The organism is Nioella sp. MMSF_3534, assembly GCF_030732985.1.
In the GTDB taxonomy this organism is placed as follows: domain Bacteria; phylum Pseudomonadota; class Alphaproteobacteria; order Rhodobacterales; family Rhodobacteraceae; genus Nioella.
Window position 1 is genome coordinate 44,299 of the sequence record NZ_JASHJX010000008.1, and the last position, 16,184, is coordinate 60,482.

Here is a 16,184-nt window from a genome sequence, read left to right on the forward strand (position 1 = left end):
CTTTATGAGCGATAGGCGTGCAATCTATCCCTCAGATGCAGGGCCTTTCCAATTGGTGGCCGGAGCCGCAATCGTTGATATCAGGATCAATAAAGCTCACCATAATCCAACTGCTTACCCGGCGGGAGTGAGCAATAGGTGCGGACATATATCGCCATTATCGCGAAGCCAACTGTCTGCTCATTGCACTGGTGGAGTTCGGAGGGCAGGGCCGGATGGCGGCTGGCAAAGCGTGAAAATCCGAAAATGTGTGACGAGGCAGTGCCACGTTTGCCCATAATCCGTTTTATGTAACATTACCCAGGGCGTGAGCTCACTTTGGTGGGCTTGGGAACGCGCTCGATACACTTTGTCACAACCGGGGCTTGTCGGGCAAATCTTTGTTTCCGCAGCACAGATTTCCCTTTGGTCGCATCCCGGAACAGCTCGGGGCGACTCCAGCTTGCCCGAAAGCGACTGGTGAACGGCCTTGCATGTTGGATTTTCCGACATTATATTGAGCGCGCGACAGCTATTCGGACATGGACGATGCAAACGACCACCAAGACGAAACTGTTTCCGAAGCAGGATCTGGAACTTGTGCTCCGTGACGAGCTCATGCTCGCGGCGGAGGCTGAAGCCAGCATGCACGGAATTGTTCTGCCCGCATCATCTGGGGTTGCGGCAGTCGCTCCTGTACCGATGGATTCTCTTGTAGTTGTGGAGCTCCTGTGTGCGGTTGAACCAGTGCTTGGCTTCACGCCGGCGGATGCGACGGTACGCACTGGCGGATACAACTCGGTGCAAGACGCATTGGATCACCTAATCCCGCGGCTGGAACAGCAGTGGAAGAAGAAGAATGGAGTGTCAGCATGAGCGCCGCGAAGCGGACGAACGACGATGACCAAGAAGCTCGGCAGGAGATGGGGGAGCGGCTGCGGGAAGCACGTCGGTATTTGGGTCTTAAGCAAGACGAGGTGGCCCAGTATCTCAAGATCCAGCGAACCGCGTTGTCAGAGATCGAGGCAGGAAACCGCCGTGTCGAGGCACTGGAGTTGAACCGGCTCGCGAAGCTGTACCGACAACCGGTCGCGTATTTCATCGGAGAAGACGATGCAGCTGGGAGTTTGCCGGTAGATGTAGCGCACCTTGCCCGACAAGCCGCAGACTTGTCTCGGCAAGACCGGGATGAACTGGGGCGTTTTGCCGAGTACTTGCGCGCCCGCTCGGCCGCAACCCAGGAGTAGCCAGTGGTTTCCAATTATTCGCAGGCAGTTCGCGGCGGAGCAGCTGCGGCGGCTCGAGCACACCGGCAACTAGGCGTGCGAGAGCGGCTCGAAACTTCAGGCGGTTCAGTCAACGTTTTTGCTCTCATCAATGAACTTGACGTGCCTTTGCTCCTCCGGCCGCTCGACGGATTGCTCGGAGCATATCTTAATGTCCCATCGCAAGGGATTCTCGTCACCACTCAGCGCCCCATGAGTATCCAGCGATTTACGGCCGCACATGAGCTGGGCCATTGTCTTCTGAACCATCAGCCCAGCCTCGACGATGAAGCGAGTATCCTCCGTCGAATGCCAGCCAATTTCGATCCGGGCCACGACTATCAAGAAGTCGAAGCCGACGCTTTCGCAGTCGCGTTTCTCATGCCCAAATGGCTGCTGGCCCTACACATGAGGCGGCAGAATTGGACAGTGCCAGACTTTCGACGTGCAAACGTGATTTACCAGTTCAGTCTGCGACTTGGGGTGAGCTACGAGGCGTTGTGCTGGACCCTGGTTCGGTACAGGATGATTTCTGCGAAGCAGGCCCGCGAGCTTTTGCAGACAAAGCCGAAGGCGTTGAAAGAAGCTCTCCTCGCTGATCATCGACCGACAAACTACCGGGGCGATGTATGGCTACTTACCGAACGCGACGCTGGAGCGCTGATTGATGGCAGTCGTAACGATCTATTCGTCCTCAAGCTGACCGAGCACAGCAATGGAGGATATCTCTGGAACATCCATCAATTGCAGGAAAGCGGATTCGCCATCGTCAGTAATGAAATCGAAGCGATCGAAACAGACAGCGTCGGTGATCCTGGAATACGACGCGTCACGGCAATGCCTCCAGAAGAGTACCGAGGTCGCCTAGTGTTGGATGAAACACGGCCCTGGGATCACAATCAGAGTTTCTCCAGGCTCGAATTGGACCTCGACCTGACAGGCCCCGAAGGTGAAGGCCTTTCACGTGCTGAGCGGCGCAGACTCCTGGAGGCCGCTTGAGTGACTGTGACGATAAACGTAGATTTACGGGCGAAATTTGGTCCCGTCAGGGATCAAGGTGAGCGACCAACTTGCTTGGCGTTTGCCGCCAGCGACGCCCATGCTGCATTGCGCAGCGGCTGGGATCCTCTGTCATGTGAGTTCGCCTTCTACCACGCACAAAAACGTACCGGGCGCTCTCCAAATAAGGGAGCATTTCTCGACGACATGTTGGCCGCGCTTCGCGATACCGGCCAGCCATCGGAAAGTGGATGGCCGTACATTCCGCGTTTGCCCACGGACCTGAGGCACTATCGCCCCCCATCATCCGTCGGAAGTTTGTTTGGGCGCGAAGGTCAGATGGCCAGCCACGAAGTCGATCGAGTTTGCGATGCGTTGGATTCCAACGTCCCTGCTATTGTTCTTTCCGTCCTGACGAGAAGTTTCTTTAATCCGCCATCGGATGGAGTCATCGACCAAATCACCGGGGACGCGGTTTTTCCAGCGCCGCGACATGCCGTTATCGCGGTCGGCTATGGGAAAGCGGCGGCGAAACGTGTCATTCTGGTGCGAAATAGCTGGGGACCAACCTGGGGTTTGAGCGGGTATGCTTGGCTAACTGAGGATTTTCTGGCTAAACACATGTATGCCTTGGCAATATTGACGGACGAATGCGATGTATCTGGCCATTCCGCCACAGCCTGATTGTGTAAGAACTTGGCGCGAAGCGGTTCGTTGCGTTGATAGCGAACCCGGACACGAGGCGCACAACGTCCTGATGTCTGTTGATGACCCGACCGCGGGGGCAAAGTTGAGCGACGCGAGCGTCAATGCCGTCAATGAATTCTTGCTCCGGCACGACAAATCCGTCCGGACCATCGCCAATACGATCTTTCCCGAGGCGCTCTATCACAGATATGGTGCCCCGGAATTCTTCGACCGGTTTCGCGACCGAGTTCTGCCTACGGTACGACGCAACGAAAGATGGTCAGGATACTATTTCGAGCGGATGGTCGATTGGCCTGGCGCCCCGGTCGGCAATCCGCTTTGGGACGTCGTCACGCGTATAAGGAACCCGGCGGTCAGGGCAAGAAACAAATTTGAACTCGCTCTCTTCGATCCTGCTCGAGACGTGGATCGGTCCCCTTACGGCGGGCAGTGCCTCAGTTTTCTCAGCTTCAAACTGTTGGCAGGGAATCCGGAGACGCTCACACTCACAGCGATCTACCGGAACCACTACTATGTCGAAAAGCTACTCGGAAACTTGATTGGTCTTGGCCAGTTGATGTCGTTTGTGGCCACTGAAGCCGGACTCAATGTTGGATCCCTTACTGTGCTGTCGTCACATGCGACAATCGACCTGCCACGATCAACCTGCGGGGGGACTACAACACGCGGCGAGCTTCGAGCACTCCTCGACGAGATTGATGGCCTGTCCGCAGCCATTACCTAGGCAAACTCAGCGAATGGCAGAGTTGCCGTTTCCGGTCGCCGGGCCGAACTTGAGAGATTGTATATTTCCTCGATGCCAGCAATGAACTCGCTTTGCCCACCATAGCTCGGATGGCGGACCTGAGAGACAGGAAGGTCCAAATCTGCAAGAGCTTCTCCCGCATCACGCCCAATTGCCACTAAGCGTTTTGGTTGGAGCATCTCCAGGAGTGCCAACAGAAATGGCCAGGTTGCCAAACGCTCCGTTTTGCGATGTGAGCGGTTGTCTGACGTCAGCGCTAATGGGACAGTTTAGGTTGATTTGATAAGAGAGGGTTTCTAGCACATCGTAACCACCAAGGCGTGGAGATGAGACAGAAACCCGGACCCAAGCAGAGCCACGTCGAGAAAGTCGTCAAAGACATCCGCCGTGCGACCCGCAAACAATATTCGGCCGAGGAGAAGATCAGGATCGTGCTGGACGGGCTGAAGGGCGAGGACAGCATTGCCGAGCTGTGCCGCCGTGAAGGCATTGCCCAGAGCCTCTATTACAGTTGGTCCAAGGAATTCCTCGAGGCTGGGAAGAAGCGCCTGGCGGGGGACACGGCGCGTGCGGCGACGTCGAGCGAGGTCAAGGATCTGCGCCGAGAGGCCCGTGACCTGAAGGAGGTCGTGGCCGAGCAGGCCCTCGAACGGCGGCTGCTCAAAAAAAGCATGATCGCGGATGGGGGCGACGACGAATGAGGTATCCCGCATCCGAGAAACTGGAGATCATCCGCCTCGTCGAAGGATCGCATCTGCCGACCAGGCGCACGCTGGACAAGCTGGGCATCCCCAGGACTACCTTCTATCGCTGGTATGACCGGTATTTGTCGGGCGGCCCCGAAGCGCTTGAGGATCGCAGTCCCAGGCCGTCACGGGTCTGGAACCGCATCCCAGAGCCGGTGCGCGAGAAGATCAAGAACCTGGCCCTGAAGGAAAGTGATCTGTCACCACGTGAGCTGGCCGTTCGATTCACTGATACGGAAAAGTATTTTGTGTCAGAGGCTTCGGTCTATCGCATCCTCAAGTCCTACGATTTGATCACCAGCCCGGCCTACCTGGTTCTATCGGCGGCTGACGAGTTCCGGGACAAGACCACACGGCCGAACCAGCTTTGGCAGACCGACTTCACCTACCTGAAGGTCATCGGCTGGGGCTGGTTCTATCTCTCGACGATCCTCGACGACTTCAGTCGCTACATCATCGCCTGGAAGCTTTGCACGACGATGAAGTCGGGTGATGTGACCGACACGCTCGACTTGGCGCTACAGGCGTCGGGTTGTGATCAGGCGACGGTTCTGCACAAGCCGCGCCTGCTCTCGGACAACGGCGCCAGTTACATCTCTGGTGAACTCGCCGACTGGCTGGAAGAGCAGAAAATGGACCATGTTCGAGGGGCACCATATCACCCGCAAACCCAAGGCAAGATCGAGCGATGGCACCAGACATTGAAGAACCGCATCCTGCTGGAAAACTACTATCTGCCCGGCGATCTCAGGAACCAGATTGACGCCTTCGTCGAGCATTACAACCACCGGCGCTATCACGAGAGCCTGCAAAACCTAACCCCGGCCGATGTCTACTTCGGGCGCGGCCAGACCATTTTGAAACAAAGAGAAAGGATCAAACGGAAGACCATCGAAACCCGGCGCTTGCTTCACCGCAAATCCGCCGCATAATCGCAACAACCAGATGAACCAGATCCTCTCTTAGCTCAGGCAGCCATCTGTCCCAAAATCCCTGACGACGGACATGTGAGCGGTTGGTCATGGGATCATCGGGCGCGTGCGGGTGAAGCGGAAACACATTCCACAGCATTACCGGCCTGCCAATTGACGAAAGAAGCTGCCATGTGACTGTCGCCGTACGTTCGGCAAGTGCCGGTCCTGTCGTGGCCCGAGCAAGGGTTATTCCCCCAAACAGATGTTCAGCCTCAGTGAGATGTGCTTCGTCGGTCAAGGGTACTCCGGTGCGCCGTCCCCCCCGGTACCCGAGGTCCCTTGCTATCCAGATAGTATCGGCACGGGCATTCATCGCTGCCTCAAGACACCGCTTCAGGTTCTCGCGCCGAGCGCGTGCAGCATCGACGGTATCGTGAATAGGGCAGATGTCGCTGTACGGATTAAAGGTGTTCGCCAGATCTACAGCGGCAAGTTCTTCGACAAAGGATTCTGGAGTGTTCATGTCAACGGCTCGATGTTTAGCCGCCGCTCTACGGCATCTAGGATAACAGTTCCACGGCGATGTTCGCGCAGATAGCGAAATGCTGCGTACCCTTGCAGGATGGCCTCTTCCCACAGCCAGGTCGGACAGTTCTCGGCTTCGTAGCCGCGAACGAACTGTCTGACCTGCTTCAATAGGTCGAACGGCAACTCCCCGGCCTTCAGGTCTTGAAAGAAATCCATCTCCATGGCCTGTCCGAAAATCCAGGTCGCGATCCCCTCCTCGATCAATGCGGCGCGGGCTCCGTCTTGGGCCTCGTCGATCTTTGGCCGACTCTTGCGTTTCAACCGAAAAAGGGAACGAGTGACCGGCGACCAGCCAAGGATAGCGACGTAGGCATAATGGAAGACATCATGGAACCTGTAGTCATCCGGTGTCATGGCGTTGTCCGTCAGTCGATCCCCGATATTGAGGCCGTTGCAGGTCTGGAAGACGTAGCGTTTGCCACCAACCTCCCGTTCAAAGATGTTGATCTTGAGGGTTCTGGGCAGCTGTTCTTCTGGGGGCACGTCCGCATCGAAGAAGGGCGGGTATGCCTTCTGGATGGGCCATCGGTCTGTCGTCTTTGCTCGATTCTTGATGGCCGCAGCTTCCAGTGTGACGCCCGCTTCATTGGCAGCGCGAATGAGTATCTCGAGAATCGCGACAAGTCGGGGTCCGAGGCGTCGGCGATCCCTTTGGAGCTCGTTGTTCGATTGATCGGCCATAAGAAGCCCGGTTGCAGCCGCCAACTCGATGAGGGTTGCCTCGAAAGCCGGTGACGGTGACTGTCCAGCGGTCAGTACAGACGGCTGCAAAGCCTCAAAGGTGAGCGGCTCTCCCGTTGCGGATAGCCAGTTCTCGCTATCGCTGGCAAGGTTGGTGACAATATCGGCGAACGAGATTTCTGCCCTAGCAGCAACTAGGTTGAAGTACCAAAGTACGTCGCCGAGTTCTTCTGTAACTGCAGCCGCGTAGGCGCGATAGGAGATCGGGTCTCTCTGCTTCTTCTTCACTTCAGAGAGAAGGCTCCCGACCTCTCCAAAGAGGCCAAGCAAAGGGAAGTTGAGGGAATCTGCGTCCCGCCGAAGGTCCGTCGCAAGCGCATCCGTTGAGAATTCCTGCACTGACAATGGAATGAAATCGTCTGACATCCGCCCTCCAAATGTGTGATGGCTGAATGCGGGGCCATCTATATCTTGTACCTGTCATTTGAATCGATTGCGGTCAGTCCGGCAAGAAAAAGTGACTTCGCGCTCATCGGACTTTCCAAGAACCGAAGCTAGGCACACCGATCGGCAAGGGCTGGAGCAATCAAGAAAGCAGTCTTCCGGTGCGCGGATCACATCTTGGATGACGACTGGTACCCACGCCGCTTCTTGGTCGCCGACAGCTTCATCAGCGCGTTCACCGCCATGCCCTCGTCCTCATGCTGCTCGACCAGCATCTGGCCACGGTAGCCAATCCGACCCCATTCCCGTACCAGACTCACGCCGCCGAAAAGATCGGGCTGAACGCTCATCCTGTAGAAGCGGCGCATGTTGAGAGACGGGTCGATCCGCTTGAGATCGACCGTTGTCGGGAACACTTCCATTTGCTGCGATATGTCGAACATGTTGTTGGCGCCTCTCGCCAGACCACAATATCAAGCGCTCTTCGACGTTTCCACAATGTTCTATCCCGGATTGAAGTCGGGGGCTCACGCCCCCTTCTCGAACTTCATGACCGGGATGCCAAGCTTCTTGGCCTTGTCGGCGAGGTTTTCCTGGATACCGGTTCCGGGGAAGACAAGAACCCCGACCGGGAGCACATCCAGCATCGCGTCGTTGCGCTTGAAGGGCGCGGCCTTGGCGTGCTTGGTCCAGTCGGGCTTGAAGGCCACCTGCGTCACGCCCCGGGCTTCGGCCCATTTGGCGGCGATGAGCTCCGCGCCCTTCGGGCTGCCACCGTGCAGGAGGACCATGTCGGGATACTTGGTCCGGACCTGGTCGAGCTTGCCCCAGATCAGGCGGTGATCGTTGAAGTCGGTCCCACCGGTGAGGGCGACCTTGGGACCAGCGGGCAGCATCACTTCGGTCTCGGCGCGGCGCTTGGCGGTTAGGAAGTCGCGGCTGTCGATCAGCGCTGCGGTCATGTGCTGGCGGTTCACCATCGAGCCGGTGCGGGGGCGCCAGGTGGATCCCGTGTGATGGACGAACTCGGATGCGGCGTGATCGCGCATCATGTCCATGCAGTTGCGCCGTTCGACGAGGGTCAGGCCTTCGGCCGTCAGGCGCTCGAGTTCGACGGACTTCACTTCGGAGCCGTCCTGCTCGCGCTGGAGGCGGCGCTGCGCCTGTTCGTTCTCGTCAAGCGACCGCTCGATTCGGGCCGTGGCGCGGTGGAAGAGGTTGACCTGGCCCCAGAGCACCTCTTCGAGGTCGGGTTCCATGCGGGTGTCTTCCAGGGTCGCGACGAGGGCATCGAAGATGTCGGCGACGGCGACCGCAAGGCGCTGCCCATCGGGCATCGGGCGCGGATCGGGCTCGTAAAAGGGGCGGTAGCCGTAAAGCTGCAGCTCGTCGAGCGCATGGGCGGTCTGGGATGCGGTGTGGGCAGGTTCATACGCGTCGTCGTGGGTGTGGATCGTCATCGGTTCTTGCCTCCGGGCCTGTCTCGTCCGCGCGTCATCCCGCGCGGCCTTCATGGGCAGACCCAAGCCGTCGGGGCGGTTGCCCCTTCACCCCGGCTTCACCGGGGCCGGAACAGCGTGGAGGAGGTCGGCAGGGAAGCTATTTGTCTCGCGATGCAAAGGCGGCTTCGCCGCCGGCGGAAATAGGTTCCCTGCCGACCTTGCAGGGGCAACCGCTTTGACGGCCTGCCCATCTCTTGAAGGCCGCTCGGATGACGGGTGGATGCGCAAGGCCCGGGATGGGGTGAGGACGACGATCCAGAGCCACGACTGGGATGCTGCCCCCTGCTCCGCACTCCCAGACCCCCTGCGCGATGCAGCTCAGCCCAATAGGCGATGCCGATCCTCTGGCCCGATCTGACCTGCCAGATGCTGGCGCAGCGCGTCCTTGCCGTTCGCCCGAAGATCATCGTTGAAATCCCCGAGCCGCGGTTCCAGCACATGGCAACTGATCCCGACCTCGGAGGCTCTGGCGCTCAACTTCTCTGCCGCGCGCTGCCCGGCCGGATCGCGATCGATCGCGACGTAAAGGCGCTTGAGCCCCTCCGGCAACAGGACCGCCCCGAGGTGACCCGAAGAGAGTGCCGCCCAGACGGGCAGACCTGGGATTGCTTCGGACAGGGACAGCAAGGTCTCGATGCCTTCGCCGACGACGAGGATGTCATCGTGCGGGGTGAGCCTGACAGCATTGCCGAGGAGGTGACCCATAGCCCGACGCTCTGGATTCACTGCCGCCTTCCCCTGTCCGTCAGGCGCCAGCCAGGTGCGATGCACGCCCTGCACGGCCCCTGCCCCATCGGTAACCGCCGCGATCATCGCCGGTCTGGGGATGCTCCGCGTCTGCCCCTCTTCCCGATGCCAGCACTTCGGGTGGAAGCGTAAGGCGCCGTTCGCCCCGAATTGGGTGATGCCTCGGGAACGGAGGTAGGTCTCAGCAAGCGTGCCTGTGATCGGGTTCGAGGCAGCAAACAAGCGCGCCGCCGCAGGAGTGCCACCGGGCGCCTTGGCGTTCCTCGGCTCTTGCCTATCCGGGACGACCGGCTGCGGACGGCCAAGATGCGCTCGGGCCTCGGCGAGAAGGTCCGGAAAGCGCGTGATCCCCGTCCGGGCGCGGATGATGTCCAGGAGATCGCCGTGCTCGCCGGTGGCGCCATCCGTAAACTTGCCGGCAGCGCCCGGCCCGGATGTCGGTCCGGTCAGGCGCACGAAGAGCGACCGGCCGGGGTTGTTCTGCAGATCGCCGACGATCCAGTAGGATCCTTCCCGCCGTCCGGCGGGAAGATAGTGGCGACAGACGCTCTCGCCGTTTTCCGCGAGGTCGCGGAGGATCGATTTTGATGAATTGCCCATGCACCTGCTCAACTTTTGCGTGCATGTAGCCCGACGACCGGGAACCGTGCAAGCAGGCGATCCAGAACGGCGACACCCTTCGCCGGCGCGCCATCGACCGGGCAAAACAGCCGCAGCTTCCAGCTGATGATTTCCGAGAAGAAGCCGTCTGCCTTGAGCCGGTCCTTGGCTGCCTCCGAAAAGCCCGAGAGTTCGATCCGGTTCGCGCCCATGACCCGGGATCGGTGCAATTCCATCCCTTCGGACAGGCGCACCACGGTCTTGCCCTCCAGAACGAGGGCATGGACCTGCGCGGCCGAGAGTTTCGGCGCATCGGCCGCCAGTGTGGATGCAACCCAGGCAGGCGAGACGCGTCGACCGATGATGCGCTGCCCGTCATCGGTCTGCAGGCGATAGACCCGGGTTTCATCCTGGGGGAGCTGCTTCCAGATCGGCAGCAGCAGACCTGCCACGATGTGCAGCGTAGAGTCCGAAAACTCCGGCACCTCGGCCAGTTCCGCAGTCCACGCCACAGTGAAGGCCGCGCGGTCGGCCTCGAGCCAGTGGGTGTCCTCCATGACCTTGGCCGGGACCGTGCTGGCATCAAGCGGGCGGATCAGGCGCAGGCGCGGCTCGATGGTGCCATCGTCCAGCATCAGGCTAGTGGCGGGCACCTGCACGGCAGCGCGGCCCGAACGGCTGTTGACCAGAAGCCGCGCCTTCGGGTCATCCAGCCAGTCGAGCGCATCCGCGAGGGAAGTCGGCATGTTGCGGCGCTTTTCCGCGATGGTCAGGAGCTGGGTTTCTGCACCCGAGCCAGGATGGGTGTAGATCACCCGCGCATCCGTGACGCGGAAGCTCTCGGCACGCAGCGTCTCGAGTCCAAGGTCATAGACCCCGGCGGCGATGGCGCCCTCGATCCGCTGATCGAGCAATTCCTCGAAACCCGCGAACAGGACGGCCTGCATGTCGATCGTCAGCGCCAGCAGGCGATTGAGGAAGGTCGTGATCGGCGGCAGGTCGTCCTTCAGCCCGTTGTCATCGGTCAGACTGAGCCCGGTCGCATCCTCGAAGGCCCCGAGCGAACATCCGGCCAGATCGCCGCGATAGATGCGGCGGTAAAGCTGGCGCAGGGCGTCGCGGGCGTAGGGCGACTCGAGGTTGTCTTCGGGCCGGAACAGCCCTTGCCCGCCGGTCTGGCGCTGGCCGCGCGTTATAGCGCCAAGCGTGTCGAGACGTCGCGCAATGGTCGACAGGAACCGCTTCTCCGCTTTGACATCGGTGGCCACCGGCCGGAACAGCGGCGGCTGCGCCTGGTTGGTCCGGTTGGTGCGTCCGAGGCCCTGAATCGCCGCGTCTGCCTTCCAGCCGGGTTCCAAGAGGTAGTGGACCCGCAAGCGCTGGTTCTTCGCCCCGAGATCGGCGTGATAGCTGCGCCCGGTGCCGCCGGCATCCGAAAAGATCAGGATACGCTTTTCGTCATCCATGAAGGCTTGGGTTTCCGCGAGGTTCGCGGCTCCAGCCCGGTTCTCCACCACGAGCCGTGCCGAATGCCCTTCGCCCTTCCGCACGATGCGCCGCGAGCGCCCTGTGACTTCGGCCACAAGTTCGGTGCCGAAGCGCTGGACGATCTGGTCGAGTGCACCCGGCACGGGCGGAAGCGAAGCCAGTTTCTCGATCAGCGCGTCACGACGCCGGACGGCTTCGCGGCACTCCACCGGTTGGCCGTCGCGCGTGACGGGGCGCGACGAAAGATTACCTTCGCTGTCGGTGAAAGGCTCGTAGAGCTGCACCGGGAAGGAATGGGCGAGGTAGTCCAGAACGTATTCCCTGGGTGTGATATCACAACGGATATCATTCCATTCGTCGGTTGGGATGTCCGACAGGCGGCGTTCCATCAGCGCCTCACCCGTCGAGACGATCTGGATGACCGCCGCGTGACCCGCAGCCAGATCTGCATCGATGGATGAGATCAGCGTGGGGGTTTTCATCGAGGTGAGCAAATGGCCGAAGAATCGCTGCTTGGCGGACTCGAAGGCGGACCGCGCGGCGGATTTCGCCTGGCGGTTCAGCGTGCCCGACCCGCTCGGCCCGTCGGCCGCGCCGGTAATGTTCGCCGCCTCCAGCGCCGCGGTCAGGTTGTTGTGGATGATGGCGAAGGCCCCGGCGTAGGCATCGTAAATGCCGTGTTGCTCCGGGGTCAGCGCGTGCTCCAGCATCTCGTATTCGACACCGTCATATGACAGCGACCGCGCCGTGTAGAGACCGAGCGCCCGGAGGTCGCGGGCCAGAACCTCCATCGCTGCGACGCCGCCCGCCTCGATGGCCTCGACAAACTCGGCGCGGGTAGCAAAAGGGAAATCCTCCCCGCCCCAGAGACCGAGACGCTGCGCATAGGCAAGGTTGTGGACGGTCGTCGCGCCCGTGGCCGAGACATAGACCACGCGGGCGTTGGGCAGTTTGTGCTGCAGGCGCAGACCCGCCCTACCCTGCTGCGAGGCCATGGTATCGCCGCGCTCGCCTTTGCCGCCGGCGGCATTGGCCATGGCATGGCTTTCGTCGAAGAGGATCACCCCGTCGAAATCCGCCCCCAGCCAATCGACGATCTGGTCGACGCGGGATTTCTTGGCACCCCGTTCTTCCGAGCGCAGCGTGGCATAGGTGGTGAACAGGATGCCCTCGGTCAGAGGGATGTCGCGCCCTTGCGCGAAACGCGACAGCGGCGTGACCAGCAGGCGCTCCTGCCCGAGCGCCGACCAGTCGCGCTGCGCATCTTCCAGCAGCTTGTCGCTCTTTGAGATCCACAGCGCCTTGCATCTTCCTCGGGCCCAGTTGTCGAGCAGGATCCCGGCCGACTGGCGGCCCTTGCCTGCCCCGGTGCCATCGCCGAGGAAGAAACCCCGGCGGAAGCGGATGGCGTTAGCGGCATCGTCCGGTGCAGCGGAGACCACGTCTCCGGTCTCATCGACGGTCCAAGACCCGGCGAGATATGCGCCGTGGGCTTCGCCGGTGTAAATCACGGTCTCGAGCTGCGCGTCTGACAGCGGGCCGTCGCGCAGGACGGCCGCCGGAAGCTTGGGGCGATACGTGGGTTTCGGCGGTGCGACAGAGGCCATGGCCGCCGATTGCACAAGCTTGGTCGGGTGTCCGGTCGCTGCGGGGATGTCGATCGCCTGCAAACGGAAGGTCTCGTAGATCGCATCGGACAGACGTGTCGCGTCCTCGGCGTTGTCGCGGAGTTCGTAGCTTAGGTCCTCGACCTCGATCTGCGCTCCAGGTTTCTCCGGTTGAGCCGCAGAGGTCGCGCGCGATCGGTTGACGGGCTTGCATGTTGTGGGGGCAGGATTTCCCGGGAAGAGGGGAGAGTGGCCCAGACCCGCATTTGCGGCCCGTTCCATCTCGAGGCGCGGCGGAACCTCTGCAGTGACCCTGGACATTAGATGCGCCACGTCGGGGGACGTGGGCTGGTGCAGGTCAGCGGTGATGCCGCCCGGCTCACCGCCGCGGCATTTATCGAAGACAGAAATCCGCGTCTCGAAGCTGGTGCCGTGCTTGGCGAAAACTGCGCCCGACACCGCGCCGGTGAAGATGAGATGGGCCGTCTCGGTCAGACGGCCGAAGGTCTCGGCCCAGGCCGGCGCATCCGGAGCGAAACCGGCCCCTGTGATGGCGACGAGCCGCCCGCCGGGGGCCAGCCGGGCCAGCGCCGAGCGCAGATGCCGTGCCGTCGCCTCGGTTGTCCGACCATCGACATTGGCCACAGCCGAGAAAGGCGGGTTCATCAGGATGACGCTCGGGCGCAAGCCTTCGTCGAGATGATCATCGATCTGCGCAGCATCGAACTTGGTGACCGATCGGCCCGGAAACAGCAACCGAAGAAGATCGGCGCGGGTGTCCGCCAACTCGTTCAGAGCCAGAGTGCCGCCGGCGATCTCGGCGAGGATCGCCAGAAGCCCGGTCCCGGCAGACGGCTCTAGGACAAGATCATAGGGCGTGATCTGTGCTGCCGCCACAGCCGCGAGCCCCATGGGCAGCGGCGTCGAGAATTGCTGAAAGCGCTCCATCTCTTCCGACCGCCGGGTGTGCGTGGGCAAGAGGCCCGCCACCTTGGCGAGGATGGGCAACAGCGCCGCAGGCGAACCGGCCCGTGCCAGCAGCGCGCGGCCGAATTTCCGCAAGAACAGAACCAGCGCCACCTCGCCAGCCTCATAGGCGAGCTTCCAGTCCCAGACGCCATCGGCATCGGTGCCGCCAAAGGCGCGCTCCATCTCGCGGCGCAGGCGCAGCGCGTCGATCTGAAGCCCTTGCGCCAGATCAGGTTGCAGCGCTTCGGCAACAGCAACGATCGCAGGGGCAGGATTTGCTGCCAACGGAACAACGAGCGCAGGCAAGGACGCCTGCGCAACAGGGGCAAGATGGGTCATCGGGAATCTCCGGAATGAAGGATAGGATCAGGCCCGGACACCCTCTCTCGGGCACCTTCAGGCCTGATCTTTCCCGGCCCCTCTCTCCCTCTCGCACCAAGGCGTTCCCGATGCTTTGCTTGATTTTGTTCCCGTTATGTTCTATATTCAGAACCAAGCCAGAAAGGGGGTTCCACCGTGGAAAGCACCACGCACGCCCTGCCCGCGACGCCCAAGCAGATTGCCTATGCGCGGTCGCTCGCCCTGCGCAATCGGACGCTCCTGCCCTGGGAAGTTCAGCAAGACCGGCGATCTTTGAGCGCTTGGATCGAGGCTCAGGCCCGGCTGAAGCCGGTATCGGACATGGACCGGCTGCCCACCTCCAGGCAGGTGGCCTTCGCGGAGAAGCTCGCCCGGATCAAAAGGCGCGCCGTTCCGGACGAATGCTTCCGCGACAAGGGGCTCATGTCGAAGTGGATCGACGGGAACAAGTGACGGTTGTCAGCTAGTGGATGGCTTGTCGGCGCAAGAATCCACCAGAGTTTCCCTCCGCCTACGAAACGCTGTTCGTAGTGTGTCGGTCGGTGGGGGCGGACAGTCCAACGCCTCAAAGAACGGCTGATGGTCACATGGCTTCAAGTTCGTGACGTCCGCGCTGTTGTCGTTTGCCTGTTTCATTTCTTCGGACCCCCAAAGGCGCATGCGCTGTAACTTGTCAGCCGACGTAACTTGTCAGCCGACGGCCGCAATCGAGTAGTGCGGTGTCCCATCCCACACGAGATCCCAAGACGCGCCCGGACGAACGTTCTGAATTGCGTGGGGCTCGAAGCAGACAAGGCAATTACCGCCCGGTGCAGGAGCCCGGACCGAAGGGTAAATCAGGCCCTTGGATCCACCCCGACGCAGATGTTGTGCCAGGCTTTGGCCCTCGGGATACCCGACAGCCGGATCCGGATGCAGCGCCGGATGACCTGCCTCATCGGTCATGTCGTCGAAGACGCCGATGAAGTCGGCCAGCAATTCCACATAGCGAGCGCTGTCGTGGAAGCTGCCGGCAAAGCCGAGTTCGCGTGTGCGGTGCCAGGCCACTTCGCTGACAGAAACCATCACGTCCCATGCGCAGTACCACGCGCCGCGCTCCTCGGCGTTGAAGCGATTTCCGCCGGCGCGGGTGTAAGTGAAGGCTGCGTTGACGTGACTGTCCCCATAGATGCGCAGATCGCGGCTGCGGCGTTGCCAAGCGAGTTCGCGCGGGTCCAGATGCGGGTTGTGCCCGCGTTCGGCCTGTAGACGTCCACTGGTCAGGCCCTCGATCTCTGCCAAGATCTCCATCTCGTCATCCGTATCGACGAGACCGCGCAGCGATGGTGGCTTGTGGTAAGTGGCGGGCAGGAGACGAACGAGACCGCGATCGGAAATCTCGGTCTGCTTCATTCCCCACCACGCAACGCATCAAGATAGGTCCGAACCGCGAGGATCTGCGGCAAACCCCCGTCGATGGCGGTGTCGACTGGTCGGCTTCCACCAAAGAGCGGCCCCTTGTTCGGTCGGGTGAACCAGCTTTTTGCCAGAGGCTCCGAGAAGTAGAGTTCGAGCGACTTGAAGATGCCAATTACAGCGCTGAGCCGCAGCAGTTGGTCCTTGGTGAGCTCTCCGGCGAAATCCGGCTTCTTGGCGCGCTTCCACGTGCTCTCTGACATGTCGGCAAGGCCAGCTGCTTCCTTGAGACTGAGACCCCAAGCATCGGCTACGCGTGCATAAGCTTTCAACGCGACGGCGTTGATCTGTGCGGGTTCCCGGATTTTCTCTGCAACGTACATGGCGTCCTCCATTGGCCTCAATATAGTCCATATGGACTTACTGTAAAGATCAAATGAACCTTAC

14 protein-coding genes are annotated in these 16,184 nt (G+C 61.0%); 7 read left to right on the forward strand and 7 right to left on the reverse strand.

Annotated elements, in window-relative coordinates:
* The first annotated feature begins 528 nt into the window (after positions 1-528).
* From RBB16_RS05125 to RBB16_RS05150, 6 genes are all read left to right on the forward strand, one after another.
* Positions 529-855, forward strand: coding sequence for a hypothetical protein (locus RBB16_RS05125; protein ID WP_007803312.1), 327 nt, complete (start codon positions 529-531; stop codon positions 853-855).
* Positions 852-1,226 (forward strand): helix-turn-helix transcriptional regulator, encoded by a 375-nt coding sequence (locus RBB16_RS05130; protein WP_306045137.1) that lies wholly within the window; start codon positions 852-854, stop codon positions 1,224-1,226. Before RBB16_RS05125 ends, RBB16_RS05130 begins: the two co-directional genes overlap by 4 nt.
* A gap of 3 nt (positions 1,227-1,229) precedes the next feature.
* Complete coding sequence (locus tag RBB16_RS05135) at positions 1,230-2,243, forward strand: ImmA/IrrE family metallo-endopeptidase (protein WP_306045138.1); 1,014 nt, start codon at positions 1,230-1,232, stop codon at positions 2,241-2,243.
* Positions 2,244-2,927, forward strand: a complete 684-nt coding sequence (locus tag RBB16_RS05140; RefSeq protein ID WP_306045139.1) for a C1 family peptidase — start codon at positions 2,244-2,246, stop codon at positions 2,925-2,927. It abuts the gene before it with no gap.
* Positions 2,899-3,675 (forward strand): hypothetical protein, encoded by a 777-nt coding sequence (locus RBB16_RS05145; RefSeq protein ID WP_306045140.1) that lies wholly within the window; start codon positions 2,899-2,901, stop codon positions 3,673-3,675. The genes RBB16_RS05140 and RBB16_RS05145 overlap by 29 nt, the downstream gene beginning before the upstream one ends.
* 347 nt (positions 3,676-4,022) lie before the next feature.
* A protein-coding gene (locus tag RBB16_RS05150; RefSeq protein ID WP_306045141.1) for an IS3 family transposase occupies positions 4,023-5,374 on the forward strand; the annotation gives its coding sequence in 2 pieces (ribosomal slippage) (positions 4,023-4,359 and positions 4,359-5,374; 1,353 coding nt in all).
* Between the two features lie 501 nt (positions 5,375-5,875).
* Here the strand turns inward: RBB16_RS05150 and RBB16_RS05155 are convergent.
* The 5 genes from RBB16_RS05155 to RBB16_RS05175 form a co-directional block, all read right to left on the reverse strand.
* A complete protein-coding gene (locus tag RBB16_RS05155; protein ID WP_306045142.1) occupies positions 5,876-7,051 on the reverse strand; it encodes a nucleoside triphosphate pyrophosphohydrolase family protein in 1,176 nt (391 codons plus the stop codon).
* Between the two features lie 188 nt (positions 7,052-7,239).
* Positions 7,240-7,512: a WGR domain-containing protein gene (locus tag RBB16_RS05160; RefSeq protein WP_306045143.1), complete on the reverse strand. Its 273-nt coding sequence runs from the start codon at positions 7,510-7,512 to the stop codon at positions 7,240-7,242.
* A gap of 84 nt (positions 7,513-7,596) precedes the next feature.
* Complete coding sequence (locus RBB16_RS05165) at positions 7,597-8,529, reverse strand: DUF2493 domain-containing protein (protein WP_306045144.1); 933 nt, start codon at positions 8,527-8,529, stop codon at positions 7,597-7,599.
* A 360-nt stretch (positions 8,530-8,889) separates the two neighbouring features.
* Positions 8,890-9,918, reverse strand: a complete 1,029-nt coding sequence (locus RBB16_RS05170) for a toprim domain-containing protein (protein ID WP_306045145.1) — start codon at positions 9,916-9,918, stop codon at positions 8,890-8,892.
* 8 nt (positions 9,919-9,926) lie between these two features.
* A complete protein-coding gene (locus RBB16_RS05175; RefSeq protein WP_306045146.1) occupies positions 9,927-14,321 on the reverse strand; it encodes a bifunctional class I SAM-dependent methyltransferase/DEAD/DEAH box helicase in 4,395 nt (1,464 codons plus the stop codon).
* Between the two features lie 177 nt (positions 14,322-14,498).
* Between RBB16_RS05175 and RBB16_RS05180 the strand changes: the two genes are divergently transcribed.
* Positions 14,499-14,795: a hypothetical protein gene (locus RBB16_RS05180; RefSeq protein ID WP_306045147.1), complete on the forward strand. Its 297-nt coding sequence runs from the start codon at positions 14,499-14,501 to the stop codon at positions 14,793-14,795.
* A gap of 237 nt (positions 14,796-15,032) precedes the next feature.
* Here RBB16_RS05180 and RBB16_RS05185 read toward each other — a convergent pair whose 3' ends face one another.
* Together RBB16_RS05185 and RBB16_RS05190 are read right to left on the reverse strand one after the other, a co-directional pair.
* Positions 15,033-15,734: an RES family NAD+ phosphorylase gene (locus tag RBB16_RS05185; protein ID WP_306045148.1), complete on the reverse strand. Its 702-nt coding sequence runs from the start codon at positions 15,732-15,734 to the stop codon at positions 15,033-15,035.
* The gene (locus RBB16_RS05190) at positions 15,731-16,132 is read right to left on the reverse strand and encodes an MbcA/ParS/Xre antitoxin family protein (RefSeq protein WP_306045149.1); all 402 of its coding nucleotides are present in this window, start codon (positions 16,130-16,132) and stop codon (positions 15,731-15,733) included. Before RBB16_RS05190 ends, RBB16_RS05185 begins: the two co-directional genes overlap by 4 nt.
* Between the last annotated feature and the right edge of the window lie 52 nt (positions 16,133-16,184).